The sequence below is a fragment of the Mycobacterium toneyamaense genome, from assembly GCF_055384815.1.
Genome location: NZ_AP040333.1, coordinates 2349849 through 2375239 on the forward strand (window position 1 = coordinate 2349849; position 25391 = coordinate 2375239).

Consider the following 25391-nt stretch of genomic DNA (forward strand, 5'->3'; position numbering starts at 1 on the left):
AATCCACGGTCAGCAGTGCAGTTGCACTTACCCTGGCAACTATGACCAGTACTTCCCATGACTCGCGCGCATGGCGACGGCCCGACGAGTCGGCCGCCAGGCCCGCGTCGGCACGCCTGGTCGATCCAGAAGACGACCTGCCCATCACGACCTACCGCGGCAGTGGCGGCGCAGAGGGCGGTGAGACCGCCGCGACCACTGCCATCCCGCGGTTCGACAACGAGTCGTCCGACGAGGCGACCGAGGTGACGCCCGCGTCGTCGACGCCGTCCTCGATGGCATTCGATCTCATGCACGAACCCGAGCCGCTGCCGTACGTGCAACCCCGGGAGCGGCGTGCGGAGCAGACCTCCGATGCGTTGGGGCCCGCCGAGATCGAGCCCGACCCCGAGACCGACGCCCGGGTACGCGTCGCCAAGCGCCGCGGCACCCAGGACCTGGGACTCATGGTGCTGCGTGTCGGCCTCGGCGCCTGGCTGGTGGTCCACGGACTGCAGAAGGCATTCGGCTGGTGGGGCGGCCAGGGCCTGAACGGGTACGAGCACGCGCTGGCCGCCGCCGGCTTCCAGCACGCGGGGATACTGACCTATCTCGCCACCGGGGCGCAGATCGGCGCCGGTGTCCTGCTGGTGCTGGGGTTGTTCACCCCGGTCGCCGCCGCGGTCGCGGTGGGCTACCTGCTCAACGCGCTCGCCGTGGAGGTGGCCGCACAACCCGTGCACGGCTACTTCCCGTATTTCCTGCCCGAGGGCCATGAGTACCTGGTGACCATGATCGTGCTCGCCGCGGCGCTGACCCTGACGGGGCCGGGTCTCTACGGCTTCGACGCCGGACGCGGCTGGGCCCGCCGGCCCTTCATCGGGTCGATCCTGTGCCTGTTGCTCGGCATCGGCGCGGGCGTCGGCGCGTGGCTGCTGCTGAACGGATCAAACCCGCTGCACTGAGCCTGCTCGGGCGCGGCGCCGGCTCACTCGTTGTACGGATTGGGCACGACGCCGCCGCTGGCGGCGGTCAGCACCGGCAGTGACGCGAACGTCACACCGGGCAGGCGCAGGTCGGTGCCGTCGGTCAATTCGGCCTTGGCCCACTTGGAGCGGTCGAACCGCAGTCCCTTGATGTCCTGCCACGTCACCGTCCGGCTGCCGAGCAGCGACCGCGCCGTGACGCCCTTCTTGTCGGCGACAGTGCGGTAGCGAATCACCATCGCCGACAACACGATCGGGATGACGAGCAGCACCGCGCACCAGGCCGGGCCGGCGAACACCAGAGCCAGCAGACCGATGGCGAAGAACCCCACCGCCAGATGGGCGACCCCCGGGATCTTGATCACGACGGGTTGGGGTGCGGTCGAAGCGGTTCGGCGGCTCACGCCATTCATCTTCCCAGGCGGCGGGTCGGACGGTTGCCGGGTGTGTCCGGCAACAGAACTGATTTGACCTGCGTGCGCCGCGAGGACTACCGTCACCGTTATGCAGACCTCGGCATTGCTTGTAGTAACTGGGCGCGTTGGTGCGTGACCAGGCTGACTAAGCCGACTACAAGCATCGACGCGCAACCCTCGTACAGCAGCAGACGCTGACGGGGGTTTTTTGTTTGCCCGGGAACGCCAAAACCGCAACACGATCAAGAGGACAAGAGTGAGCGCACCCACCACGCGACCGCCAGAGTCGACGCCGCAGCCCAACGGAGCCGGCGGCCTCGGCGGCACGGCCAATGGTTCTTCCAAAGCCGTTGCACTGCAACAGATGACCGGTGCCCAGGCCGTCGTCCGGTCGCTCGAGGAACTCGACGTCGACACGATCTTCGGCATCCCCGGTGGTGCCGTGCTGCCGGTCTACGACCCGCTGTTCGACTCGAAGAAGGTGCGCCACGTGCTGGTGCGGCATGAGCAGGGCGCCGGCCACGCCGCGTCGGGCTACGCGCACGCCACCGGCAAGGTCGGCGTGATGATGGCCACCTCGGGTCCCGGCGCCACCAACCTGGTCACGCCGCTGGCCGACGCGCAGATGGATTCGATCCCGGTCGTCGCGATCACCGGCCAGGTCGGCCGTGGGCTGATCGGCACCGACGCCTTCCAGGAAGCCGACATCTCCGGCATCACCATGCCGATCACGAAGCACAACTTCCTGGTCCGCAACGGTGACGACATCGCCAAGGTGATCGCCGAGGCGTTCCACATCGCCGCCTCCGGCCGGCCCGGCGCCGTCCTCGTCGACATCCCGAAGGACGTGCTGCAGGGGCAGTGCACCTTCAGCTGGCCGCCGGTCATCGACCTGCCCGGCTACAAGCCGAACACCAAGCCGCACAGCCGCCAGATCCGTGAGGCCGCCAAGCTGATCGCCGCGTCGCACAAGCCCGTGCTGTACGTCGGCGGCGGCGTCATCCGCGGTGAGGCGTCCGCCGAGCTGCTGGAGCTCGCCGAACTGACCGGCATCCCCGTCGTCACCACCCTGATGGCGCGCGGCGCGTTCCCCGACAGCCACCCGCAGCACATGGGCATGCCCGGCATGCACGGCACGGTCTCGGCCGTGGCGGCGCTGCAGAAGAGCGACCTGCTGATCGCCCTCGGCACCCGCTTCGACGACCGCGTCACCGGCCAGCTGTCGTCGTTCGCGCCCGACGCCAAGGTGATCCACGCGGACATCGATCCCGCCGAGATCGGTAAGAACCGGCACGCCGACGTGCCGATCGTCGGTGACATCAAGAACGTCATCGTCGACCTGCTCGCGGCGCTGCGCCGGGACGGTGTTGCCGCCGACACGCTGGACCTGGCCGACTGGTGGACCTACCTCGGCGGCGTCAAGGACACGTACCCGTTGAGCTACGGCCCGCAGAGCGACGGCAGCCTCTCGCCGGAGTACGTCATCGAGAAGCTGGGCCAGATCGCCGGGCCGGACGCGCTGTACGTCGCGGGCGTCGGTCAGCACCAGATGTGGGCCGCGCAGTTCATCAAGTACGAGAACCCGAAGACCTGGCTGAACTCCGGCGGTCTCGGCACCATGGGCTTCTCCATCCCGGCCGCGATGGGTGCCAAGTTCGCCCGCCCGGAGGCCGAGGTGTGGGCCATCGACGGCGACGGCTGCTTCCAGATGACCAACCAGGAGCTGGCCACCTGCGCCCTCGAAGGGGCGCCGATCAAGGTTGCGCTGATCAACAACGGCAACCTGGGCATGGTGCGGCAGTGGCAGACGCTGTTCTACGACGAGCGCTACTCCAACACCAACCTGTCGACGCACTCGCACCGCATCCCGGACTTCGTGATGCTGGCCGAGGCGCTGGGTTGCGTCGGTCTGCGCTGCGAGCGCGCCGAGGACGTCGAGGACGTCATCCGGCAGGCCCGCGAGATCAACGACCGCCCCGTCGTCATCGACTTCATCGTCGGCGCCGACGCGCAGGTGTGGCCGATGGTCGCCGCCGGCACCAGCAATGACGAGATCATGGCGGCGCGGGATATCCGTCCGCTGTTCGACAACGAGGATCAGGTGTAAGGGACATGGCGACTACTCACACACTCTCGGTTCTCGTCGAGGACACCCCCGGTGTGCTCGCCCGCGTGGCGGCACTGTTCTCGCGGCGTGGCTTCAACATCCAGTCGCTCGCGGTCGGCGCCACCGAGCAGAAGAACATGTCCCGGATGACCATCGTCGTCTCGGTCGAAGAGCAGCTGCCGCTGGAGCAGATCACCAAGCAGCTCAACAAGCTGATCAACGTCATCAAGATCGTCGAGCAGGAGCCGGACAACTCCGTCTCCCGCGAGCTGGCGCTGATCAAGGTGCGGGCCGACGCCACCACCCGTGGCCAGGTGATCGAGGCCGTCAACCTGTTCCGCGCCAAGGTCGTCGACGTGTCGACCGAATCGCTGACCGTGGAGGCCACCGGCACCCAGGAGAAGCTCGACGCATTGCTGCGAGTGCTGGAGCCGTATGGTATTCGCGAGCTGGTGCAGTCCGGTGTGGTCTCGCTGGCGCGCGGCCCGCGCGGCATCGGCGCGGCCAAGTAACCGAGCTGGACCCCGAACTAAAACTTCGAACAACAGAAACAAGGGTAAGGAAAAGCAAGTGGCAGTTGAGATGTTCTATGACGACGACGCGGACCTGTCGATCATCCAGGGGCGCAAGGTCGGCGTCATCGGCTACGGCAGCCAGGGACACGCGCATTCGCTTTCGCTGCGCGACTCGGGTGTGCAGGTCAAGGTCGGCCTGAAGGAGGGCTCGAAGTCCCGCGAGAAGGTCACCGAGCAGGGCCTCGAGGTCGACACCCCGGCCGAGGTCGCCAAGTGGGCCGACGTCATCATGCTGCTGGCGCCCGACACCGCGCAGGCCGAGATCTTCACCAACGACATCGAGCCGAACCTGGAAGACGGCAACGCGCTGTTCTTCGGCCACGGCCTCAACATCCACTTCGGCCTGATCAAGCCCCCGGCCAACGTCACCATCGGCATGGTCGCCCCGAAGGGCCCCGGCCACCTCGTGCGTCGTCAGTTCGTCGACGGCAAGGGCGTGCCCGCGCTGATCGCCGTGCACCAGGACCCCAAGGGTGAGGGCCAGGCGCTGGCGCTGTCCTACGCCAAGGGCATCGGTGGCACCCGCGCCGGCGTCATCAAGACCGACTTCAAGGAAGAGACCGAGACCGACCTCTTCGGTGAGCAGGCCGTCCTCTGTGGTGGCACCGAGGAACTGGTCAAGGCCGGTTTCGAGGTCATGGTCGAGGCCGGTTACGCCCCGGAGATGGCCTACTTCGAGGTGCTGCACGAGCTCAAGCTCATCGTCGACCTGATGTACGAGGGTGGCATCGCCCGCATGAACTACTCGGTGTCCGACACCGCTGAGTTCGGTGGCTACCTGTCGGGCCCGCGCGTCATCGACGCCGACACCAAGGAGCGCATGCGCGCCATCCTGAAGGACATCCAGGACGGCACCTTCGTCAAGCGCCTCGTCGCCAACGTCGAGGGCGGCAACAAGGAGCTCGAGGGCCTGCGCAAGGCCAACGCCGAGCACCCGATCGAGGTCACCGGCAAGAAGCTGCGCGACCTGATGAGCTGGGTCGACCGGCCGATCACCGAGACCGCCTAGTTTCAACCGCCGACAGGCCAGTTGTCGCACGCGATTCACGAAAAAGCGTGCGGTGACTGGCCTTTCGGCTTTTCAGTAGAGGGTGTACCCGATGCCGGCCAGGGCGCGGGCGACGTTGCGGCCGTCGGCACTGCCGGGCAGCTTCACGGACCGGTCGATGTCGAGGCCCTCGCCCGCCACGCCGTAGAAGTCGGTGGACACGGGATCGTCGGGTTCGGGCGGTTCGATGCGGCCATCGGGGTAGATGGCCTGCGCGCGCATGGCCCACATGCTCCGCTCGGCGGCGATCACGTGATACCCGCACAACGGCGGGCGCATCTGGTAGAGCTCCAGATCGCCGACGGCGAACCACCGGTCATTGGGTACCGCGCCCACCAGACGGGCGGTTCCTACGAATGTCACCTCATCACGCTAAGCCGGGCCGGCGGGGTGTTCCGACGCCAATTTTGGTTGCCGAAGCTGTCGTTGCTGGTAGATGACGCGTGTTCCGAGTGGATCACCGCGCCCTGACCGCAGAATCACCAACGCGTGCATTGACTCTGCGCCAGCGGCATTGGCCACTCGAACGTTCCAGCCACAGCCGCAGGGTCAACCAGTCACCGCGATCGACTCTGCGGCCACGGCGGCGTCCTCTCGACATTTGTCGCCCTCAGCGCGGAATGAAAGCGGACCGCCCTGACGGTGCGCACTGATCATCACAGCACGCGACACGCCGGGCGCGGGCGGCGAGCGACGAACTACCCGCCCAACCGGTCCGCGACCGTGACGACCCGCCGCGCCAGGTGGTCCAGCGCCGCGTAGGTGTTGTCGTCGAACTGGCGGATGTTGTCGTGATTGGCCAGCAGGCTCACGCCGTAGGGGTTGCCGTCGGCGAACTTGAGTGGGTCGGTGTAGCCGGGCGGCACGATGATGCCGCCCCAGTGCATCAGCGTGATGTAGAGCGACAGCAGCGTCGTCTCCTGGCCGCCGTGTGCGGTGTTGGTGGAGGTGTAACCGGCGTACACCTTGTCCGCCAGTACGCCCTTCGACCACAGGCCGCCGAGGGAATCGAGGAACCCCCGCAGCTGCGACGCGACCGAGCCGAAGCGGGTCGGCGAGCCGAAGATCACCGCGTCGGCCCAGACGATGTCGTCGCCCGTGGCGGCCGGAAGGTCTTTGGTCGCTTCGTAATTCGCGGTCCAGGCCGGGTTGTGCGCGAAGGACTCGGGAGTGGCGGTCTCGGCGACGGGCCGCAGCCGCACCTCGGCCCCCAGCGATTCGGCGGTGCTCGCGATGCGCTGCGCCATGGACGTGCCGTGCCCGGTCGCGGAGTAGAAGATCACAGAAAGCTTGGCCATGCGCCAAGCCAACACTATGGCGCGAGCGACGGCAGCGTCTTCACCCCGAATTCACGACGCAGTACGGTGCGCGCGGCGTACAGGCCGGCCATCCCGTGCACGCCGGTGCCCGGCGGGGTGGCCGACGAGCAGAGGTATGCCTTGGGGATTGGCGTGGTCCACGGGTTGGCCCGCAGCGTCGGCCCGATCATCGCGGCCTTGAGCGTGGCGCCGCCGACGATGATGTCGCCGCCGACGTAATTCGCGTTGTGCTGCGACATCTCGGCCGCCGGTACCGCGCGGGCCGCCAGCACCAGATCGCGGAATCCCGGTGCGGCGTCCTCGAACAACGCGATCACGGTCTCGGTCTGGTCGACGGTCGAGCCGGCGGGCACATGGCAGTAGGTCCACAGGGGCCGGCGGCCCTGTGCGTCGATGCGCGACGGATCGGCGAGGTGCGGCAGCGCGGCCAGCGTCATGGGGTGCTCGGCGTGGCGGCCCTGCCAGATCTCGCGTTCGGCGTGCGCCATCTGGGCCCGGGTGCCCCCGAGATGGACGGTGGGGGACGACGCCATTCGCGGGTCACGCCAGGGGATTTCACCGGACAGCACGAAGTCGATCTTGCACACGCCGGGACCGAACTTGTAGCGGCGCAACGCTTTTGCGTAGCGGCTGGGAACCGCCGGTCCGTAGATGTCGAGCAGTGCGGTCGGCGAGGTGTCATAGATGACCACGCCGCCGGGCGGGCTCGTCACGGGGGAGCCGGTGACGAGCTCGCCGCCGTGCGCGCGCAGATCGGCGATGAGCGCATCGGTGATCGTCTGGGTGCCGCCGACGGGCACAGGCCAGCCCGCCGTGTGCGCGACGGTGCTGAGCATGATGCCCGCTCCACTGTTGACGGGCGACGGCATGGGGTGGATGGCGTGGGTGCCGACGCCGGTGAAGAGCGCCTGGGCGTCGTCCCCGCGCAGCAGGTGCCACGCGGGACTGCCCTGGGCCAGCACACGCAGTCCGGCACGCACGGTGCTGGGCAGGTCCGGCGGCAGCGACCGCTTGTCGCCGAGGAAGAACCCGAGGACGCCGTCGACGTGCTCGACCAGCGGGCCCAGCAGCCGGCGCCACGACGAGCCGTGTTCGAGCTCCGCGCACGTGCGGTCCAGCGAGTGGTAAGCGATGGCGGCTCCGCCGGAAGGCAGGGGATTGGCGTACGAGATCTCCGGCGTCACCATCTGTACCCCGCGGGCCGCGAGGTCGAACTCCGCGAAGAACGGCGATGCCACGCCCAGGGGATGCACCGCCGAGCAGACGTCGTGCAAAACGCCTGGATACTCGGGGTCCGGGGCGCTGCGGGCGCCGCCGCCGGGAGTCGGCTGACCTTCGATGACCCGGACCGACAGCCCGGCTCGCGCGCAGATGACGGCCGCGGCCAGGCCATTCGGTCCACTACCGACGACGGTGACGTCCACCACTTGATCCTAGGGAGCGGGAAGTCAAGGTAACCGCGATTGGAATGCGCGCAACCTGGACCACTAGTCTGTGCGCGTGAGCCTTCCTGTCGTACTCATCGCTGACAAACTCGCCGAATCGACCGTCGCCGCCCTCGGCGACCAGGTAGAGGTCCGTTGGGTCGACGGACCCGACCGCGAAAAGCTGCTGGCCGCCGTGCCGGAAGCCGACGCCCTGCTGGTGCGCTCGGCCACCACGGTGGACGCCGAGGTGCTGGCCGCGGCACCCAAGCTCAAGATCGTCGCCCGCGCCGGCGTCGGCCTGGACAACGTGGACGTCGACGCCGCCACCGCGCGTGGCGTGCTGGTCGTCAACGCCCCGACCTCGAACATCCACAGCGCCGCCGAGCACGCCCTGGCGCTGCTGCTCTCGACGGCCCGCCAGATTCCGGCCGCCGACGCCACCCTGCGCGAGCACACCTGGAAGCGCTCCAAGTTCTCGGGCACCGAGATCTTCGGCAAGACCGTCGGCGTCGTGGGCATGGGCCGCATCGGCCAGCTCGTCGCGCAGCGCCTCGCCGCGTTCGGCGCGCACATCGTCGCCTACGACCCCTATGTCTCGCAGGCCCGTGCCGCCCAGCTCGGTATCGAGCTGCTGAGCCTCGATGAGCTTTTGGGCCGCGCTGATTTCATCTCGGTGCACCTGCCCAAGACCAAGGAAACCGCCGGCCTGATCAACAAGGAAGCGCTGGCCAAGACCAAGCCGGGCGTCATCATCGTCAACGCCGCCCGCGGTGGCCTGATCGACGAGCAGGCCCTGGCCGACGCGATCACCAGTGGCCACGTCCGTGGCGCCGGCCTCGACGTGTTCGCCACCGAGCCCTGCACCGACAGCCCGCTGTTCGAGCTGCCGCAGGTCGTCGTGACGCCGCACCTCGGCGCCTCCACCGAAGAGGCCCAGGACCGCGCCGGCACCGACGTCGCCGCGAGCGTGAAGCTGGCGCTGGCCGGCGAGTTCGTGCCGGACGCCGTCAACGTCGGCGGCGGTGTCGTCGGCGAAGAGGTCGCGCCGTGGCTCGACCTGGTGCGCAAGCTGGGCCTGCTGGTCGGTGCCCTGGCACCGGCGCTCCCGGCCTCGCTGAACGTCGAGGTGCTCGGCGAGCTGGCGTCGGAAGACGTTGAGATTCTGAAGCTTTCGGCGATGCGCGGCCTGTTCTCGGCCGTCATCGAGGACCAGGTGACGTTCGTCAACGCGCCGGCGCTGGCCGCCGAGCGTGGCGTCGAGGCCGTCCTCACCAGCGAGACCGAGAGCCCCAACCACCGCAGCGTCGTCGACGTGCGCGCCGTGGCCGCCGACGGCTCGGTCGTCAACGTGTCGGGCACCTTGAGCGGCCCGCAGCTGGTCGAGAAGATCGTCCAGATCAACGGCCGCAACCTGGACCTGCGCGCCGAGGGCATCAACCTGATCCTCAACTACGGCGACCAGCCGGGCGCCCTGGGCAAGATCGGCACCCTGCTCGGTGCGGCTGAGGTCAACATCTTGGCGGCCCAGCTGTCGCAGGACGCCGACGGTTCGGGAGCGACGATCATGCTGCGCCTGGACCGCGAGGTGCCGGCCGACGTGCTCGGCGCGATCGGCGAGGCCGTCGGCGCGACCACGCTGGAACTGGTGGATTTGTCGTGAAGCTCGCCGTCATTGCCGGTGACGGCATCGGCCCCGAGGTCATCGGCGAGGCGCTGAAGGTTCTCGACGTCGTACTGCCGGGCGTCGAGCGCACCGAGTACAACGTCGGCGCCAAGCGCTACCACGAGACCGGCGAGACCTTGCCCGACGGCATGGTCGACGAGCTCAAGACACACGACGCGATCCTGTTGGGCGCCATCGGCGATCCGTCGGTGCCCAGCGGCGTGCTCGAGCGCGGTCTGCTGCTGACCATGCGGTTCGCGCTGGATCACCACGTGAACCTGCGGCCGTCGCGGCTGTTCGCCGGTGTCGACAGCCCGCTGGCCGGCAACCCGGACATCGATTTCGTCGTCGTCCGCGAGGGCACCGAGGGTCCGTACACCGGCACCGGTGGCGCCATCCGCGTCGGCACCCCGCACGAGGTGGCCACCGAGGTGTCCACCAACACGCGCTTCGGTGTGGAGCGGGTCGTCCGCTACGCATTCGAGAAGGCCCGGACGCGGCGTAAGCACCTGACCCTGGTGCACAAGAACAACGTGCTGGCGTTCGCCGGCTCGCTGTGGAAGCGCACGGTCGACGAGGTCGCCACCGAGTACCCGGACGTCGAGACCGCTTACCAGCACATCGATGCCGCGACCATCCACATGGTCACCGATCCGGGCCGCTTCGACGTGATCGTCACCGACAACCTGTTCGGCGACATCATCACCGACCTGGCCGCGGCCGTCTCCGGCGGCATCGGCCTGGCGGCATCGGGCAACATCGATGCGACGGGCACCAACCCGTCGATGTTCGAGCCGGTGCACGGCAGCGCGCCCGACATCGCGGGTCAGGGTCTCGCCGACCCGACCGCGGCCATCATGAGTGTGGCGCTGCTGCTGACCCACCTCGGTGAGACCGACGCCGCGGCCCGCGTGGACAAGGCTGTCGCCGAGCACCTTTCGACGCGTGGCGACGCCAAGCTGTCGACGTCGGAGACCGGCGAGCGGATTCGCAGCTTCCTGTAGTGCCGTGAGCGGCATGACCGGCCTTGCCACCCTCAGCAGGCAGTGTTGGCTTTTCGCCATCGGCTCGACGTTCTTCGCGCTGGCCACGGCGCCGGGGTTTCCCTCGGTGGCCGGGGCCGGAGCGGCGAACGTGCTGTGCTTCATCGGGTCGTGGTTCTTCACCACGGCCGCCCTGATGCAATACGTGCTGGCCCCGCCGGGGATCCAATGGTGGTCGGCGGCAATCCAATTCATGGGCACGGTGTTGTTCAACGTGAGCACCGGCGCGGCGGTGTGGGCGCACGCCGTGCTCGCCGAGCGCCGCTACGTGTGGGCGCCCGACGCCGCCGGGTCACTGGCCTTCCTGCTCAGTGGGCTGCTGGCCGTCATGGTGGTCGGCCTGTGGTCGCCGAAATCCGTTGCCTGGCAGGCATCGTGGATCAACATGATGGGCTGCGTCGCGTTCCAGGTCTCGGCGCTGGCGGCGTTCGTCCGCAAGACCGGTGTCACGATCGACGAGCGGATGGCCAACTTCGGGACGTTCGTCGGAGCACTGTGCTTCCTGGTGGCCGCGCTGTTGGTGCGGCCTGGGCGGTCAGCCGTGTGACTGGCGCGTTGCCGCCAGGCTGCCGAGTAACTTCAGTCGTTCCGCCGTCGCTGAATTCGGTTCCGCCGTCATGACATAGAGCGTCAGACCCGGATCGGCGGCAAGTTCCAGCCCATCGAAGGTCAGATCGAGCTGGCCGACGTCGGGGTGCTTGAACGCTTTCGGGCCCGACTGGTGTGCGCGGATGATGTGGGCGCCCCAGCGGACCCGGAATTCGTCACTGCGCGTGCTCAATTCGCCGACGAGCTGGGTCAGCCGGTCGTCGTACGGATCACGGGCCGCGGCACTGCGCAGAATCGCGACGGCGTTGTCGGCCTGCTGATTCCAATCGACGAAGAATTCCTGCGCGCGGCCGTCCAAAAACACGAATCGGGCGAGGTTGGCCTGTCCGGGTCCGTCGATGGCGACGCGGTACAACTCCGCGGCGATGACGTTGGCGGCCAGGATGTCGAGGCGGTCATTGCTGACCCAGGCCGGCACTCCGACCATCGCATCCAGGATCAGTTGGACACTCGGCCGAAGCCTGCTGCCGGCCTTGCGCGGGGTCCGCCGCGGCCCTTGGCTGACTTTGATCAGGTTGAACAGGTGCGCGCGCTCGGTCTCGTCGAGTTGCAGGACGGTCGCCACCGAGTTGAGTACCGAGTCGGAGACGCCGGTGAGATTGCCGCGTTCGAGCCGGGTGTAGTAGTCCACGCTGACTCCGGCCAACAGAGCGACCTCTTCGCGGCGCAGGCCGGGGACTCGTCGTTTGGCGCCGTAGTCGGGCAGGCCGGCCTGCTGGGGAGTGATGCGGGCGCGCCGGGACGTGAGGAATTCCCGGATGTCCTTGCGCTGGTCCACGTTCTCGACAGTAGTGGGCTCGGCAGCCGGGAGAGGGGGTTTGCTGGACCCCGGACAACTCGGCCCTGACTGACCGGACCGCGCCCGGCCTACCGTCGTTTCTGACACCACCTCTCGACGGAAGGAACCGCACATGTCCGATGACACCGCAGCTCAGGAAGCGTTCGACGGCTTTGTCGCAATGTGGACCACCGGAACCACCGGCGGACGGCGCGCGCCAGTGCTACGGAGCCCAGATGAGGTCGGGCTCGACTACGAAGACGTGTTCTTCCCGTCGATGGACGGCGTCCCGCTGGAGGGCTGGTTCATCCCGGCCGACTCCGACCGGCTCGTCATCCATAACCACTTTCTCCCCGGAAACCGCTACGGCTACCCCGGGCACCTGCCGGAGTTCGGCGGGCTCGGCGGCTTCGAGGTGAATTTCCTGCCCGAGTACAAGGCGCTGCATGACGCCGGTTACAACGTTCTCGCGTACGACATCCGTAATCACGGCCGCAGTGGCCAGGGCAACGGCGGAATCGCGGGCATCGGTCTGACCGAATATCGCGATGTCATCGGCTCCTTGCGCTACGCCGGCGCTCGGCCGGACACGAAATCGATGAAGAAGGTGCTGCTTTCGGTGTGCCTGGGCGCTGATTCGACGGCGGTGGCCTGGTCGAAGCATCCCGAGGAGTTCGCGGAAATCCAGGCCATGGTGATGCTGCAACCGGTGTCGGGTCGCTACATCGTCGAGGAGTTCGTCAAGGCAGTCGGGATGGCCGACGGCTACGTGAAGTTCGATCAGGCCGTGCACGAACGAACGGGATTCCGGATCGCCGAGCAGTCACCGCTCGAATACGTCAAGGCCGTGACCGTGCCGACGCTCGTCGCCCAGGTCCGCGACGACACGATGACGCGCCCGCAGGATGTGCAGGACATCTACGACGCGATTCCGGTCGCCGACAAGAGCCTGCACTGGATTGAAGGAACCAACAGGCGATTCGACGGCTACAACTACCTCGGTGTCCACCCGGAAGTGGCCATCGACTGGTTCGACAAGTACATCGCCTGACGTCATCTTTGCTGACACCACGGGATCTGTTGGGGCCCAACGCACTGCAGGCCGGCGGGGTGCCGGAAGGGCACCCCGCGTTGGCGTCTTTCGTCGATACATGGTTGGCTGAATATGTGGGGGTATCGCTGAGCCGACGGGATTTCATCGTCGGGTTGGCCGCGACGGGCGTGCTGGCAGGGTGCCAGCCCACCAAGGCGGACGAGCCGACCAACTTTGCCGATCTGGAAGATCGCTATCAGGCGTTAATCGGCGTCTACGCAGTTGATCTGGAGTCTTCGGCGACGGTCGAGCACCGTGCTGACGAGCGGTTCGCGATGTGCTCGACCTTCAAAGCGTATGCGGCGGCCCGCATCTTGCAGATGGCCACGGCGGGCAAGGCGAATCTCGATGCCATGGTGCCCATCACCGCCGGTGACATCGTGGTCAACTCGCCGGTGCTGAGCGAGGCGGTGGGGGCGCGGATGGCGTTGCGAGAGATTTGTGCCGCGGCCCTGAGCCAGAGTGACAACGCGGCAGGCAACATCATGTTGCGGACCATCGGCGGGCCCTCGGCGCTCACGGATTTCGCCCGCTCGATCGGTGATTCGCAGACCCGGCTGGATCGCTGGGAACCGGCCCTCAACGAAGCGGCGCCCGGCGATCTCCGCGACACCACCACGCCGCGGGCGCTGTGCGGCGGGTATCGCGCCATTCTCGCCGGCGACGCGTTGTCCGGTGCGGCTCAGTTCCAACTGCGTCGGTGGATGGAGGAGACCGCGACGTCGACCCGCCGTTTTCGCGCGGGTCTGCCTGAGGGATGGACCAGCGCGGACAAGACCGGCGGCGGCGACTACGGGTCGACCAACGACGCCGGGATGCTCATCGGCCCGAAGCGGGAACGGGTCATGCTGACGGTGCTGGTCCGCACGCGCACCGTGCGGCGGGACGCCGGGCCGTTCAACGAGGCGATCGCGGAGTCGGTGCGATCGGTGCTTGCGCGCCTCGGCCACAGTTAGTGTTGGATCGTGGGGATCCGGAAGCTGGCACTTGCCGTGGTTACGTGCGGGTGCGTGGTCGCGGGCTGTTCGACGACCACGACCGGCACCTCGCGGTTCGGCGGTTCACTGAGCGACCCCGAACCGGACGTCAGCCAGCTGCGGACCGGTAACTACCAGATCAAGCCGAGCACCCCGTTCTTCAGCGCTGGACCCAACCCGCTCACGCAGTCGATCGTCGAATCGACCCGGATGGCCGAATACGTCGTGGGCCCTTGGGAAATCGACGCGTCGGTGACGAAGCCCGGGGCCATCGGGACCGGCACCATGACGTCGGAGTTCGGTGTCGACAACATCCTCGGGGTGTCCAAAGACAATGTGATGCAGGGCATTGCCAGAGCACACGGTCTGGTCGCCGGTTTCGGGTCGTACCGGTCATCAGGGTCCCGGGACTCCGATCTGGAAATCCAGAACGCGGTCCTGATGTTTCCCGATGATGGCCAAGCAGCGGCGGCCGCGGCAGAATTCACCGCACAGTTCGGCCCCGTCGTGGCCACTCCGTTTCCGACATATCCCGTCCAGATCTCGGTCGGTACCGGCACGGTGCCGGCGGTCGGCGTGGATTACGGCACCGGGGCCAGTGGCGTCGCGGCGTACACCGCGCAGGGACGTTTCGTGCTGTACCAATTCGTGAGCGCCAAAGCCACCAAGCTGACCAAGGCACCGCTGCGGGCTCAGTTGCTGACGTCCGACCTGCTCAGCAGGCAGCAGTCGCTCATCAAGAGCTTTGTGCCCACCGATCCCGCGAAACTCGCTGACCTGCCCAAAGATCCGAGCGACGATCAGTTGCTGTCGAAGACCATCACCACTCCCGATCGGCAGCAGGGCGTACTGATCGGGACGTGGCGACCGCGGGCGTGGCTGCATTTCGAAACCGATCCGGTGAGCATGACGACCCAGTTCGAGCGCGCCGGCGTCCAGTGGGTGACACAGCGGTGGGGCCGGGTCTACCAGGCGCCCAATGCGGATTCGGCCGCGCAGCTGCTGGACGCCACCAGCGCTCTGATCATGAAGAATCCGGATGTGCAGATGGCCGGGCCGGTGCCGGGGTTCCCCGGTGCGCGCTGTTTCGAGCACCTCCGCGACTATGCGCAACCGGACGCGACGGTGACATGGCGCATCCTGGGGTGGCACTACAGCTGCCTCGCCCGCACCGACAGATTTGTGTTCCAGGTCTTCGCCGACGATGAAACCGCTGTGGACCAACAGATTTCGGCGCAGTACCGGGTGCTGTCCGGGAAGTAGCCGGCCGCGCCGATGAGTTTCACCGAGTCCGCTGGTCTACCTCATTGACACACACCACCGACTCACCAGGAGCTGGAAATGGGCCAGATTCACCTCGCGTTGTTCGCCACTCTCGACCTCGTCGGGCAGGCGCCCGGCGGTCCCGGAGAAGACCCCGACGGGGGTTTTCCATTCGAAGGCTGGCAGGCACCGCTGATCGACGAGGTGTCGGGGGAGCAGGTCGGCGCCGCGTACGAAGGCACCGACGCGCTGCTGCTCGGCCGGCGGACGTACGACATCTTCGCGGGCTACTGGCCGCACCAGGACGACGAATTCGCGGCCATGTTCAATCGCATCCCCAAGTACGTCGCCTCCCGCGGCGAGCCCGATCTGTCGTGGTCCGGCTCGACGCAGATCGGCACGGATCTGGTCAGCGAAGTGCGGGAAATCCGTGATCGCCACGAGCACGTGAAAGTGGTCGGGAGTTTGAACTTCGTGCAGACCCTGTTGCGCGAAAAACTATTTGATCGCATCGACCTCTGGGTGCATCCTATTGTCCTGGGGGTAGGCAAGAGGGTATTCGATGGCGGTCCGGTGCCGTCGAACCTGACGCTGCTCAAGCCGCCGGTATCGAGCCCGGCCGGCATCGTGTACCTGCAGTACGGATTGGCCGAGGGCGTACCGGCGACGGGGGACATGAGCGAACCGGATCGGGGGGACGTTTGATTGGTACGGACTGGACCCGCGGCGTACTCGCCGGAGCGGTCTCAGGGGGAGTCGGCTGGGGTCTGTTGGCGGTCGGGGCCATGGGCCCTGGTGATGATCCGCACCTCGACCGGGTCGCCGGAACGAATTTGACTGCAGCGGTTAGTGTTTCGCTGATATGTCGACTGATTGCAGCACTGTTGTTGCGCGCGCGGGTACTCAGCAGCGTCGCTGTGGCGCTGGTGGTCGCACCCGTGAGCGTTTGGTGCATTGTCGGTCTGCTGTACCTGCAGGCCGTTGCCACGGTGACGGTGTGTCGCTGACCAGAGGAGGTGCGCATGTCCTTCGAGCATGAGAGCACGCTCGACCCGCGGATCGAGCGCGAGGTTGATCCGCGATATCTGTTCGGCGGCTACGCGCTCGGCCTGGTCGTGATGTCCCCGGCGCCGCTGTTGTACTACTGGCTGTTCGCGCCGGCGGGCGCGTTGCTGGTCGCCGCGGCCGCGGTTCTGGTCGCGACGGTGCGGCCGCGGTTTGACGACGTGGCATGTGGCGCATTCTTTGCCGCCCTGTTCGGCCTGGTTGCGGTGCTCGTGCTGTTCTTCGTCGGCGCGCAGGGCTGATCGCCACCGACCGTCTGGCCTGCTGAAAAATACGTTGCCGGCCAAGCCTTTTCCGCTCATCATGGTTCGGGCCGAGAAACGAACGCTCGGCCGGTGCCATCAGGAGCGAGGTGAAATCATGAAGTTGGCAGAAGCTTTGTCGTTGCGTGCGAACGCAGTTCGCCGTATCGAGCAGTTGCGCGTGCGCGTCGTGGGTAACGCACGGTTCCAGGAGGGCGAAGTGCCTGCCGAGGACGCCGCGGCGCTACTCGTCGAGATCGACGGCGCGCTGGACGAATACGAATCCCTGATCCGGCGGATCAACCTGACCAACGCGGCCAACTCGGTCGGGGCGGACGGCACGCTGACCGACGCCCTCGGGCGGCGCGACGCGCTGCGCTTGCGGTACCACGTCCTGACCACGGCCGCGGATGCAGCCGCGGGTGCGGGCGCGGGCCAGTACGGCTACTCGCGGCAGCTGCGTTCGGAGCTGAAGATGTTGTCCGCCTTGTCCGTTGGCGATCTGCGGGCGCGGGCCGACCAGGTGGCGCAGGAGTTGCGCGAGCTCGACGTCCGGATCCAGAAGGCGAACTGGGAGATCGAGCTGCTGGACTGACAGCAGCATGGTGTAGCAGGTAGTTGTCGCGGAGGCGTGCACAAAACCGCAAACGGCTCCAACCGTTCAGGCGCACGGAGGGCAGTGCAACGGGTTCGATTCCCACGCGCACACCGCAGCCCAGCAATGCGCACAGGTGACAGAGCACGAGGCACAACGCATCACCACGTGCAGATCTACGACAACGAGGGTGGGTGCGGGGTTACACCGCGATTTCAGTGCCAGGTTCTGGTCGGGCCGCGCCCGTTCGCCAAAGACAGGTCAGGCGCCGGCCAGCACTTCCGCGTTTACCCCGAGGGCGTCGTAGGTTGCCTTGGCTCTGGCATCGCGAGTGACCAGGACTGCACCGTGCTCACGAGCGGCCAACGCGACCAAGCCGTCATAGGTGGCGCCGCCCGCGACGCCACAACGGGCGAATTCGTGATGGGCACCGCGTCCCGTGTCGGCACCCAGTTGAAGGGGCTCCGGGAAGTTGTCGTCGATCAACGCCACCGCGTCGGCAGGGTCGACACGAGCATCGCCGGGCAGACGCGTCAGAACCGAGTATGTCTCGGCCAGCGCATGCCCGCTGAGCCCAAGACGTCGGCCCATTGCCCATTGCGAGACCGCGACGTGCTGCGGATGCGAGGACACAAGCAAGGGCACCGCGACGCTGGTATCGATTGCCGTGACCTGCTGCGACGTCAGCGTCGCCCCGAATCGATGAGCGCGAACATCATTTCATCGGTGACGACTGTGTCTGCGTTGGCGACGAGGCGTCCGTCCTTGTTTCGCACGAGGCGCGCGGAGCGGCCGCCGGGGACAATCTGCAGTCCAGGGCCATATGCCGAAATATCGACCGTCGAACCGGGCGTCAGTCCCAACGCGTCGCGGAGTTGCTTGGGCACCAAGATGCGGCCGCCCGAGTCGATTACCGCTTCCATGGGACTATGGTACCAGTGAAATCCCATTTTTGAGTTTGCGCTGTGCAGAAACGCTCGACACTGTGGAGAGCCTTGTCAGCCCTTCCGGCTAGTCTCGCAGCGTGGCGATAACGTCCGCGGTCCTGCGCTTCCGGCGTCTACAGCAGGAGGCGCCGGAATGGTCGCTGCTGAGGGCCCGAAACGCCGGGCTCATCATCGCCGTGGTCCAGGACTACTTTCCGCCGGAACGTCGTATACGCCCGGCGGCCGAGGTGGTAGCCGAACTCGATCATGATCTCGAACTCCTCCGCGAGACCGGAGCTGAATTCGAATCGACGGCAACAGGATACGTCGCCGCATGGGTGCACGACGGCTACTTGGTCCGGCGTCCCGGCCAGACGCGGGGGACCGAAACGTTGGTGCCATCGGCGGCAGCATTGAACGCTGCCGCAGTGGTGAACGGAATCGATGCGCCGCAGCGCGCCGCGTCGGCGTCACGGCTGGGGTCGATTGCCGCTAACCTCATTGCACTGCAACGTGATTCAGACCCGGTTTCGGCATCGCGGCTGGCACTGCTGCAGTCCGAACGCAAGGCCGTCGAGCAGCGCATTGAAGAAGTCGAACGCGGCGAGTTCGCTGTGCTCGACGCGGAGACGGCAAAGGAGCGGGTCGCCGAGACGCTCGGCCTGGCGCAGGAGATACCCGTGGATTTCGCCCGGGTGCGGTCGACCATCGAAGAATTGAGCCGGGACCTCCGGGCCAAAATCCTTGACGACACCGCTGAGGGCGGTGCGACGTTGAGCAACGTTTTTCGCGGGGTTGATCTGTTGGCGGACTCAGAAGCCGGACGTTCCGTGAACGGCTTCTACGACGTGATCCTCGATGCCGAACAGTCGACCCGTCTTCAGGAAGCGATCACCGCCATCCTGTCACGGGACTTCGCAGCCGAGTTGACCCCTCAGACGCGTACGGACCTGAGCACTCTCCTCACCCGGCTGGAGAACGAAGCAGCCACGGTACGCCAGACCATGATCCTGCTATCGCGATCGCTGCGACATTTCGTGCTCTCGCGCCAATACGAAGAACATCGGCGGCTCCGCCAACTGATTCAGCGCTGCCAGTCGCTGGCTGTTCGAGTGAGTGCACAGCACCGACCCGAGAAGTCAATGAACTTGGAACTCACCAGAATTGGCATGCAGGTTCGTTCGATCGCCGCCCTCAAGCTGCACAACCCGGGCGAAGGCCGGGTGCCTACGGAGTTCGATCGGCATGACACCGACGAGGTCGACTTCGCCGAACTCGCTGCGCAGGCACATGAATCCGACATCGATTTCGAGGAACTCCGCAGCAACATCGTCGCCAGCCTCAGCCGGTCGGCTGGACCGGTCACCGCAGGGCAGGTCCTGGCCGAGTTCCCTGCCACCCAGGGCCTCGCCAGCATCGTCGGCCTGATGGTTCTCGGCGCTGAGCACGGTGCCGTCTCCGCCGACACCAGCGAACGGGTCGCCATGGACCGACGCACCGTTGTGCTTCCGACCATCACCTTCAGCCCCGATGCATTCGAGGATCACCGGTGAATCCCGAAGAGACCTTTCCGTTCGAGGCAAAGCGTGCGCTGGTCCAACTGCTCCGCGGTCCGGTGGTGACGCATGATGCGCATCGACAGCAATGGTCGGCAATTCTCGCCCACCGCAGCGAAATCGAACGCCGACTGGCCGACGTGTTCCTCGACCTCGTCCTCGACGAGGACGACGGCATCGCGTTCACCCGGCCGCAGCCCGCACCCGATGACCCCAAATTCGCTCCACCGCAGGTACTTCGGACAGAGACGCTGACCTTCATGGACACGCTGGTGGTACTCGCGTTGCGCTACCAGTTGCTCGTGGCACCGCCTGGACAACGGGTGATCGTCGATTACGACGACATCGCCGCCGACATGGAGCCCTACCGCGGGCGCTACACCACCGATGCGGGCGGCTTCCGGAAGCGGATCAACGCGTCATGGGAAAAGATGAAGAAGTACTCGCTGATCGCCGCCGCTGACACCGCGGGCCGGTTCGAAGTATCGCCCGTGCTCCGTCAGTTGTTCGACGCGGACGAGGTTGCCCTGGTCGAGGCGGAGTACCAGCGGCTCTTGGACGCCGGTAGCGACCAGGACTCCGATACCGAGGCCGACGATGAGTGAGGACGTGTTCCGGCATGGTCAGCACCGCCTGGCACGTGTTCAGCTGTTCAATTGGGGCACCTATGACGGCTATCACGACCTGTCCGTGGCGCGCCGGGGCTTCCTGATCACCGGTCCCTCGGGCTCGGGTAAGTCCACGTTGTTGGACGCGATCTCCACGGTGTTGGTGCCCCCGACGAAGCTCAGTTTCAATGCGGCCGCGCAGGGCCGCGGCCGCACCGTGGCCTCCTATATCCGAGGTGCGTATGCGCGCGGATCCGACACGGACACCCGCGAATTGCGGTCGCGCTACCTGCGGGAAGGTGCGACCTGGAGCGCCGTCGGGTTGACGATGGCCACTGCCGATCCTGATGGGGATACCGTCACCACCTTGGTCGCGCTGTTCCACCTCAAACGCGGCAGCAATGATCTTGGCGAATCGGGCCGCGCGTTCCTGCTTTTCGACCACGACCTGGACATCACCGAACTCAGACACGTGGTGTCTGACGGCATCGACGTCCGCGGGTTGAAGAAGCGCTGGCCCGATGTTCTCTACAACAAGAGCTACCCCCAGTTTGGTCAGCGGCTCCGTGCCCGGTTGGGAATCGCCGACGAGAACGCGCAACTGTTGCTGCACCGGGCGATGTCTGCCAAAGGGCTCGACAGCCTCGACCGGCTGTTCCGCGACTACATGCTCGACGAACCCGACACTTTTGCCGAAGCTCGTCGCGCCGTCGAGTTCTTCGCCGACCTCGACGAGGCGCATCGCAGGGTCGTGCAGACGCGTGAGCAGATCGCCGCACTGACACCGCTGGAGGAGTGGACCGAAACGCGGGACCGAGAGGCGCAACGGACTCAGGAACTCGGGGAGGAGCAGACAGCGCTCGACGGCCTCGCCGCGCGCTTCGAGCTGCACCTGGCGCAGGGTTGGCACGCCGACGCTGAGGCCGCGCTCGCTGACGCCGTCACGCGTGACGAACACGCGAGTGCGGCCCGTCATCGTGCTGCCACCGCGCTGAAGGACGCCGAGCGTGCGCGTGACGGAAATCAGTCCCTGCGTGAGCTCACCGATGCCCTGGATAGCGCCGACGAAGCGGTCCGTCGGGTGGTCACGCAGCGCGCCCGATTAGGTGTGGCTTTGCGGTCCTGGGACACGACCGTTCCCGATACCGCCGAAGGCTTCGCCACCATGTGCTCGCAGATCGCAAGGGAGGCAGCTGAACTAGAGGCTGGAGCCGGTGCGCACGACGCCGCCCACAGCGCCCTGATCCTCGCTGCCGCGCGCGCCGACGAACAGGTTACCGACCTCAAACAGCAGATCTCTTCGCTCGCCGGGCAGAAGTCGAACCTGGACCACAAGCTGCTGGCGGCTCGTGAGCTGGTCATGCGCGCGACCGGGCTGCCGGCGCGATCGTTGCCGTTCGCCGGCGAGTTGATCGACGTCATCGATGCGAATTGGGCGGGCGCCGCCGAGCGGGTGCTCGGCGGGCTGGGCCGCACAATGCTGGTCGCCGACGAGCACGCCGCTGATGTCGCCGCTGCCGTCGATGCTGCCCATCTGGGTACGCGGCTGGTGTGGCGGCGCGTGGATGTGCATCGCACACACCGGATTTCGGCTGTCGATGCCGATTCGATCGTGAATGTGCTCCAGATCGCCGAGGGGCCATGGCAGCACTGGCTGCATTTCGAACTCGTATCCCGATTCGACTACCGCCGTGTTGCCGACGCGCGAGAACTGGGCCGGCACCACCGCGCCGTGACCCGCGCCGGACAGACCCGCGACGGCGACCGGCATATCAAGGACGACCGGTCGGCGATCGACGACCGACGGCACTACGTGCTCGGCACCAGCAATGACAGCAAGCTCCAGGCCCTGCGCGACGCCCTGCGCAAGGCTGAATCCGATGCCGGCTCCGCACACCGTCGCGCGCGTGCCGCCCGTGCCGAATCCGAACAGCGTCGGGACCGGGTCCAGTCAGCTCCAGGGATCGTCGCTGTCGAATGGGACGAGCTCGACCTGTTGGCCGCGGAAGCCCACCGTCTCGATGTGGGTGAACGTCTTGCGGCGCTGCGGGGTGACGCTGAGATCGACCGCCTGGAAGCTGCCGTGGTGGCTGCGCGAGGCGAGGCGACTCGAGCTGAAAAGGCATACGACGACGCGCACGAGGCGCTGTACTCAGCGCGTCAGCACGCACAGAATGTCGCATCGCGCATCGACGACCTGAAAGGAACAGCGGCGGCGAGCGACGAGCCGTCTCCCGAACTGACCGAGCGCTACCGCGCTCGATTCGACGATGGCAAACGTGCGGCCCTGCGGCTCAACGGCTTTCCCGCTGCAGAACGGGCGGTGGCGAACCAGATTCGGGGCGAATATTCGGCGGCCGAGAAGAAGCTGCTGCAGGCGCAGCACGCTATCGAGACTGTGCTGCAGCAGTACCTCAACCGCTGGCCGCACCCCGAACTTGCTGCCGAGCACGGATACGCCGACGATGCCGTGGCATTCCTGCGCCGGCTGCGTGCCGATGACCTGCCCAGCGTGGAAAATCGATTCTTCGATCTCAACGATCGGCAGTCGAATCAGAACCTCGGCACGCTCGCGCTGCGAATCCGGCGCGCGCCCGGCGAGATCCGTCGCCGGATCGATGAGGTCAATTCGTCACTGGCACATTCGGAATTCGACCGTGGACGGTTCCTGAAGATCGACGTCCGCGACTCCCTGCATCCGGACGTGACGGAGTTTCTGGCGGCCATCGCACGCGTGCAGGAGGGGTCGCTGCTTGCTGACGATCGGCAAGCTCAGGAGCAACGATTCGAGCGGATGCGAGAGCTGCTCGGGCGGCTCGGATCGTCCGATCCTGGTGACGTGGTGTGGCGCAATCGGTGTCTGGACACGCGGCGCCACGTCACGTTCGTCGGTATCGAGATGGATGCCGAGGGCACGGCGGTCAACCACCACGATTCTTCGGACGCGCTGTCCGGTGGGCAGGCGCAGAAGTTGGTGTTCTTCTGTCTGGCCGCGGCCCTTCGGTACCAGCTCGTCGGGTCGGATGCCGACGTGCCCAAGTACGGCACGGTGATCCTCGACGAGGCATTCGACCGGTCCGATCCTGAATACACCCGCCGTGCGGCAGATGTGTTCGATCAGTTCGGTTTTCACCTCGTGCTCGCCACACCACTGAAGATGATCAAGACATTGCAGGACTACGTCGGCGGGGTAGCCACTGTGTCGATCCGAGATTCGAAGGCGTCCCGGCTGGGCGTTGCGTCCATCAGCGAGGCAGCAGGTGGCTGAACCGAAGCTGCTGATGCCCAACGACGTGACAGTCAGAGCGCGACGGACGGTGGACCGTCACCTCAAATCGTGGCTTTTCGGCGCTTCTGTCGATGCGTTGACAATAAGACTGGGTAGCCCGAGCGAGGCGGCCGTCGCCGCCCATCGTACGGTCGTCGAGAACTGGGTCCACGCCTGGCAAGCCTCGCGCCTCGATGTCCGCTGGGAGGAGCGGCGCTGGGCCAGCCTGGGTAGGCAACTGCTTCCGGTTGCGGTGACCATTGAAGGGGCTGACGCGATCGTCGCAGCCGCGGGCGAGACTCGACGCTGGCAATCTCTGCTACAGCGCTGCGCGCGGTTACGGGCGCTGGATGACGAGCCGCAGTGGCCGGCTCTGTTGTCCGAGACATTCCGTTACTGGAATTCCTTGGCCGACAACGACTTCGACCGGCTCCTGGCTACGGTTCGCTGGCTACGTCAGAATCCGAACTCCGGCCTGCTGATCCGGCAGCTCCCGATACCCGGTGTTGACACGAAATGGCTGGGTACACACCGCACTGCGGTGACCGCGCTAGCGGTGCCGCTCGGTGTGCCTGAGCATCTGGGACTGCGGGAGCGTGAACTACTGCGGGCGGTCGTCATCGCTGATCCTGCTCTGCGGCAAGGTCTTCCGCGTATCTTTGCTGCCCCGGACCGGGAGTTGGCGGGGCTTGACCTGGCGGCATCGCAGGTCGTGGTTGTCGAGAACCTACAGACCCTCGAAGCGCTACCTGACGTGCCCGGCACGGTCGCGGTGTTCGGTTGGGGCGACCATGCCACCGGGGTGGCCGGATTCCCGTGGGTTCGGAATGCGCCGCGTGTCGTGTATTGGGGCGACCTGGACACGGACGGATTCGACATTCTGGCCCGTTTCCGGGCCGAATGTCCTTGTGAGAGCTTGCTGATGGATCACGCCTCGCTGGAGCGCTGGCATGACCTTGCCGTGCCACACGCTGCGAGTGGGTCAGTCGATGTGGCGTGGTTGACCGAGACCGAGCGCGCAGCATTGGACGTGTTGCAGCGCAATGGCCTACGTCTGGAGCAGGAGCGCATTCCGATTGGCGCCGCGGTGGAGTTGTTGATGGCGGCTGGATCAGTCCGGCCGCGGTGAGGTATCCAGCTGTAGCGATGTATGCCGCGCGATCGCGTCGAAGTCGCTGTCGGAGTGCAGGATTGGAATCTGTTCGCGTATGGCATGCGCGGCGATGAGGCAGTCGATCACTTTGCGTACGGTTTCACCGCGACGCCGACAGACGCGGTAAATGGTTGCGGCGTCTTCATAGTCAGTGGGGGATGTCGGTAGAGTTTGTGCGCGTGCCAACAGGCCACGAAGATCCTTGAGGTGGCGGTCGTTTCGGGCCCCGGCGAGGATTTCCATCTGGACGGGAGCGCAGATCGCGATCGGCTCGGCGAGTAGCTCGTCGACTCGCACGCACACACCGCTCCCGGTGTTCCTTAGAAACTCGATCCAGGCTGACGTGTCAACGAGGATCATCGGACGCGGTCGCTGCGCAATTCATCGAGATCGGCGTCCCATCCGGACCCGCGGAGTTCTCGGGCCGCTTTGAGGTCCAATGCTTCCTGGGCGAGATTGCGCAACGCGAAGTTCACCGCGTCTCGCTTGCTGGTCAAATGGAACCTTCGCATGACGACCTCGCACGCATGGTCGTCGATGTCGATGTTTGTGCGGGTCATACACCAAAGATACACCAACGGTTGTGTACCTGCGCTCGAATCCTTCACTGTTCGCTGAACGATGGGGATGCAGGTTGGTGTCAACCGGTTTCGTGGGTGGCGCGTCAATGCGGCTGCGAGCGCGAACGGGTCGAG

General features: G+C 66.4%; 27 protein-coding genes. 18 read left to right on the forward strand and 9 right to left on the reverse strand.

Going from position 1 to position 25391, the window contains the following annotated elements; all coding sequences use genetic code 11:
• Positions 1-41: 41 nt before the first annotated feature.
• Complete coding sequence (locus ACZ5IQ_RS11360; RefSeq protein ID WP_061001091.1) at positions 42-944, forward strand: DoxX family protein; 903 nt, start codon at positions 42-44, stop codon at positions 942-944.
• A 23-nt stretch (positions 945-967) separates the two neighbouring features.
• Here the strand turns inward: ACZ5IQ_RS11360 and ACZ5IQ_RS11365 are convergent, their stop codons facing one another.
• The gene (locus tag ACZ5IQ_RS11365) at positions 968-1378 is read right to left on the reverse strand and encodes a PH domain-containing protein (protein WP_061001090.1); all 411 of its coding nucleotides are present in this window, start codon (positions 1376-1378) and stop codon (positions 968-970) included.
• A 259-nt stretch (positions 1379-1637) separates the two neighbouring features.
• Between ACZ5IQ_RS11365 and ACZ5IQ_RS11370 the strand changes: the two genes are divergently transcribed.
• The 3 genes from ACZ5IQ_RS11370 to ilvC all read left to right on the forward strand — a co-directional run bounded on the left by ACZ5IQ_RS11370 (position 1638) and on the right by ilvC (position 5072).
• Complete coding sequence (locus ACZ5IQ_RS11370) at positions 1638-3488, forward strand: acetolactate synthase large subunit (protein ID WP_464481280.1); 1851 nt, start codon at positions 1638-1640, stop codon at positions 3486-3488.
• Positions 3489-3493: 5 nt separating this feature from the next.
• Positions 3494-4000 (forward strand): acetolactate synthase small subunit, encoded by a 507-nt coding sequence (gene ilvN / locus ACZ5IQ_RS11375; protein WP_226521547.1) that lies wholly within the window; start codon positions 3494-3496, stop codon positions 3998-4000.
• Positions 4001-4070: 70 nt separating this feature from the next.
• Positions 4071-5072 carry a ketol-acid reductoisomerase gene (ilvC, locus tag ACZ5IQ_RS11380; protein ID WP_205848940.1) on the forward strand — a complete coding sequence of 334 codons (1002 nt, stop codon included), beginning with the start codon at positions 4071-4073 and terminating at the stop codon, positions 5070-5072.
• A gap of 72 nt (positions 5073-5144) precedes the next feature.
• Here the strand turns inward: ilvC and ACZ5IQ_RS11385 are convergent, their stop codons facing one another.
• From ACZ5IQ_RS11385 to ACZ5IQ_RS11395, 3 genes are all read right to left on the reverse strand, one after another.
• Positions 5145-5474 (reverse strand): hypothetical protein, encoded by a 330-nt coding sequence (locus ACZ5IQ_RS11385; RefSeq protein WP_135356618.1) that lies wholly within the window; start codon positions 5472-5474, stop codon positions 5145-5147.
• 335 nt (positions 5475-5809) lie between these two features.
• Positions 5810-6409, reverse strand: coding sequence for an NAD(P)H:quinone oxidoreductase (wrbA, locus tag ACZ5IQ_RS11390; RefSeq protein WP_464481281.1), 600 nt, complete (start codon positions 6407-6409; stop codon positions 5810-5812).
• A gap of 14 nt (positions 6410-6423) precedes the next feature.
• Positions 6424-7854 carry a phytoene desaturase family protein gene (locus ACZ5IQ_RS11395; RefSeq protein WP_212811947.1) on the reverse strand — a complete coding sequence of 477 codons (1431 nt, stop codon included), beginning with the start codon at positions 7852-7854 and terminating at the stop codon, positions 6424-6426.
• Positions 7855-7930: 76 nt separating this feature from the next.
• Between ACZ5IQ_RS11395 and serA the strand changes: the two genes are divergently transcribed.
• From serA to ACZ5IQ_RS11410, 3 genes are read left to right on the forward strand one after another with little or no spacing between them, the layout of a single operon-like run.
• On the forward strand, positions 7931-9517 hold the full coding sequence (serA, locus tag ACZ5IQ_RS11400) for a phosphoglycerate dehydrogenase (protein WP_212811946.1): 1587 nt from the start codon (positions 7931-7933) through the stop codon (positions 9515-9517).
• A complete protein-coding gene (locus ACZ5IQ_RS11405; protein ID WP_138248762.1) occupies positions 9514-10524 on the forward strand; it encodes a 3-isopropylmalate dehydrogenase in 1011 nt (336 codons plus the stop codon). Before serA ends, ACZ5IQ_RS11405 begins: the two co-directional genes overlap by 4 nt.
• A 13-nt stretch (positions 10525-10537) precedes the next feature.
• Positions 10538-11110, forward strand: a complete 573-nt coding sequence (locus tag ACZ5IQ_RS11410; protein ID WP_464481282.1) for a hypothetical protein — start codon at positions 10538-10540, stop codon at positions 11108-11110.
• On the opposite strand, the gene ACZ5IQ_RS11415 is transcribed toward ACZ5IQ_RS11410, so the two are convergent.
• Positions 11099-11950 carry a helix-turn-helix transcriptional regulator gene (locus tag ACZ5IQ_RS11415; RefSeq protein WP_138248764.1) on the reverse strand — a complete coding sequence of 284 codons (852 nt, stop codon included), beginning with the start codon at positions 11948-11950 and terminating at the stop codon, positions 11099-11101. The two genes, ACZ5IQ_RS11410 and ACZ5IQ_RS11415, sit on opposite strands and share 12 nt — an antisense overlap.
• A 133-nt stretch (positions 11951-12083) precedes the next feature.
• On the opposite strand from ACZ5IQ_RS11415, the gene ACZ5IQ_RS11420 reads away from it, so the two are divergent.
• From ACZ5IQ_RS11420 to ACZ5IQ_RS11450, 7 genes are all read left to right on the forward strand, one after another.
• Positions 12084-13001: an alpha/beta hydrolase family protein gene (locus ACZ5IQ_RS11420; protein WP_138248765.1), complete on the forward strand. Its 918-nt coding sequence runs from the start codon at positions 12084-12086 to the stop codon at positions 12999-13001.
• A 116-nt stretch (positions 13002-13117) separates the two neighbouring features.
• Positions 13118-13999 carry a class A beta-lactamase gene (gene bla / locus ACZ5IQ_RS11425; protein ID WP_061001021.1) on the forward strand — a complete coding sequence of 294 codons (882 nt, stop codon included), beginning with the start codon at positions 13118-13120 and terminating at the stop codon, positions 13997-13999.
• Between the two features lie 9 nt (positions 14000-14008).
• Positions 14009-15283 (forward strand): DUF7373 family lipoprotein, encoded by a 1275-nt coding sequence (locus ACZ5IQ_RS11430; protein ID WP_133428395.1) that lies wholly within the window; start codon positions 14009-14011, stop codon positions 15281-15283.
• 78 nt (positions 15284-15361) lie between these two features.
• Positions 15362-15988, forward strand: a complete 627-nt coding sequence (locus ACZ5IQ_RS11435; RefSeq protein ID WP_212811945.1) for a dihydrofolate reductase family protein — start codon at positions 15362-15364, stop codon at positions 15986-15988.
• Positions 15989-16068: 80 nt separating this feature from the next.
• Positions 16069-16290, forward strand: a complete 222-nt coding sequence (locus ACZ5IQ_RS11440; RefSeq protein ID WP_138248766.1) for a hypothetical protein — start codon at positions 16069-16071, stop codon at positions 16288-16290.
• 15 nt (positions 16291-16305) lie between these two features.
• Positions 16306-16590 carry a hypothetical protein gene (locus ACZ5IQ_RS11445; RefSeq protein ID WP_061001018.1) on the forward strand — a complete coding sequence of 95 codons (285 nt, stop codon included), beginning with the start codon at positions 16306-16308 and terminating at the stop codon, positions 16588-16590.
• A gap of 118 nt (positions 16591-16708) precedes the next feature.
• The gene (locus ACZ5IQ_RS11450; RefSeq protein WP_064860476.1) at positions 16709-17185 is read left to right on the forward strand and encodes a DIP1984 family protein; all 477 of its coding nucleotides are present in this window, start codon (positions 16709-16711) and stop codon (positions 17183-17185) included.
• A 261-nt stretch (positions 17186-17446) separates the two neighbouring features.
• Here the strand turns inward: ACZ5IQ_RS11450 and ACZ5IQ_RS11455 are convergent, their stop codons facing one another.
• Positions 17447-17872: a type II toxin-antitoxin system VapC family toxin gene (locus ACZ5IQ_RS11455; RefSeq protein WP_061001017.1), complete on the reverse strand. Its 426-nt coding sequence runs from the start codon at positions 17870-17872 to the stop codon at positions 17447-17449.
• Positions 17869-18108, reverse strand: a complete 240-nt coding sequence (locus ACZ5IQ_RS11460; RefSeq protein ID WP_061001016.1) for an AbrB/MazE/SpoVT family DNA-binding domain-containing protein — start codon at positions 18106-18108, stop codon at positions 17869-17871. Before ACZ5IQ_RS11460 ends, ACZ5IQ_RS11455 begins: the two co-directional genes overlap by 4 nt.
• Before the next feature lie 101 nt (positions 18109-18209).
• Between ACZ5IQ_RS11460 and ACZ5IQ_RS11465 the strand changes: the two genes are divergently transcribed.
• Genes ACZ5IQ_RS11465 through ACZ5IQ_RS11480 form a run of 4 tightly spaced genes read left to right on the forward strand, consistent with a single transcriptional unit; the run spans position 18210 to position 24672 of the window.
• Positions 18210-19664 (forward strand): DUF3375 domain-containing protein, encoded by a 1455-nt coding sequence (locus ACZ5IQ_RS11465; protein WP_061001015.1) that lies wholly within the window; start codon positions 18210-18212, stop codon positions 19662-19664.
• Positions 19661-20272, forward strand: a complete 612-nt coding sequence (locus tag ACZ5IQ_RS11470; protein WP_234785328.1) for a DUF4194 domain-containing protein — start codon at positions 19661-19663, stop codon at positions 20270-20272. The genes ACZ5IQ_RS11465 and ACZ5IQ_RS11470 overlap by 4 nt, the downstream gene beginning before the upstream one ends.
• Positions 20265-23543: an ATP-binding protein gene (locus ACZ5IQ_RS11475; protein ID WP_212811944.1), complete on the forward strand. Its 3279-nt coding sequence runs from the start codon at positions 20265-20267 to the stop codon at positions 23541-23543. Before ACZ5IQ_RS11470 ends, ACZ5IQ_RS11475 begins: the two co-directional genes overlap by 8 nt.
• Positions 23536-24672: a DUF3322 domain-containing protein gene (locus ACZ5IQ_RS11480; protein ID WP_212811943.1), complete on the forward strand. Its 1137-nt coding sequence runs from the start codon at positions 23536-23538 to the stop codon at positions 24670-24672. The genes ACZ5IQ_RS11475 and ACZ5IQ_RS11480 overlap by 8 nt, the downstream gene beginning before the upstream one ends.
• On the opposite strand, the gene vapC is transcribed toward ACZ5IQ_RS11480, so the two are convergent.
• Entirely contained in the window at positions 24655-25056 is a 402-nt protein-coding gene (vapC, locus tag ACZ5IQ_RS11485; protein WP_212811942.1) for a type II toxin-antitoxin system VapC family toxin, read from the reverse strand. The genes ACZ5IQ_RS11480 and vapC overlap by 18 nt on opposite strands.
• Positions 25053-25256 carry a type II toxin-antitoxin system VapB family antitoxin gene (locus tag ACZ5IQ_RS11490; protein WP_133425925.1) on the reverse strand — a complete coding sequence of 68 codons (204 nt, stop codon included), beginning with the start codon at positions 25254-25256 and terminating at the stop codon, positions 25053-25055. Before ACZ5IQ_RS11490 ends, vapC begins: the two co-directional genes overlap by 4 nt.
• Positions 25257-25391: the final 135 nt, after the last annotated feature.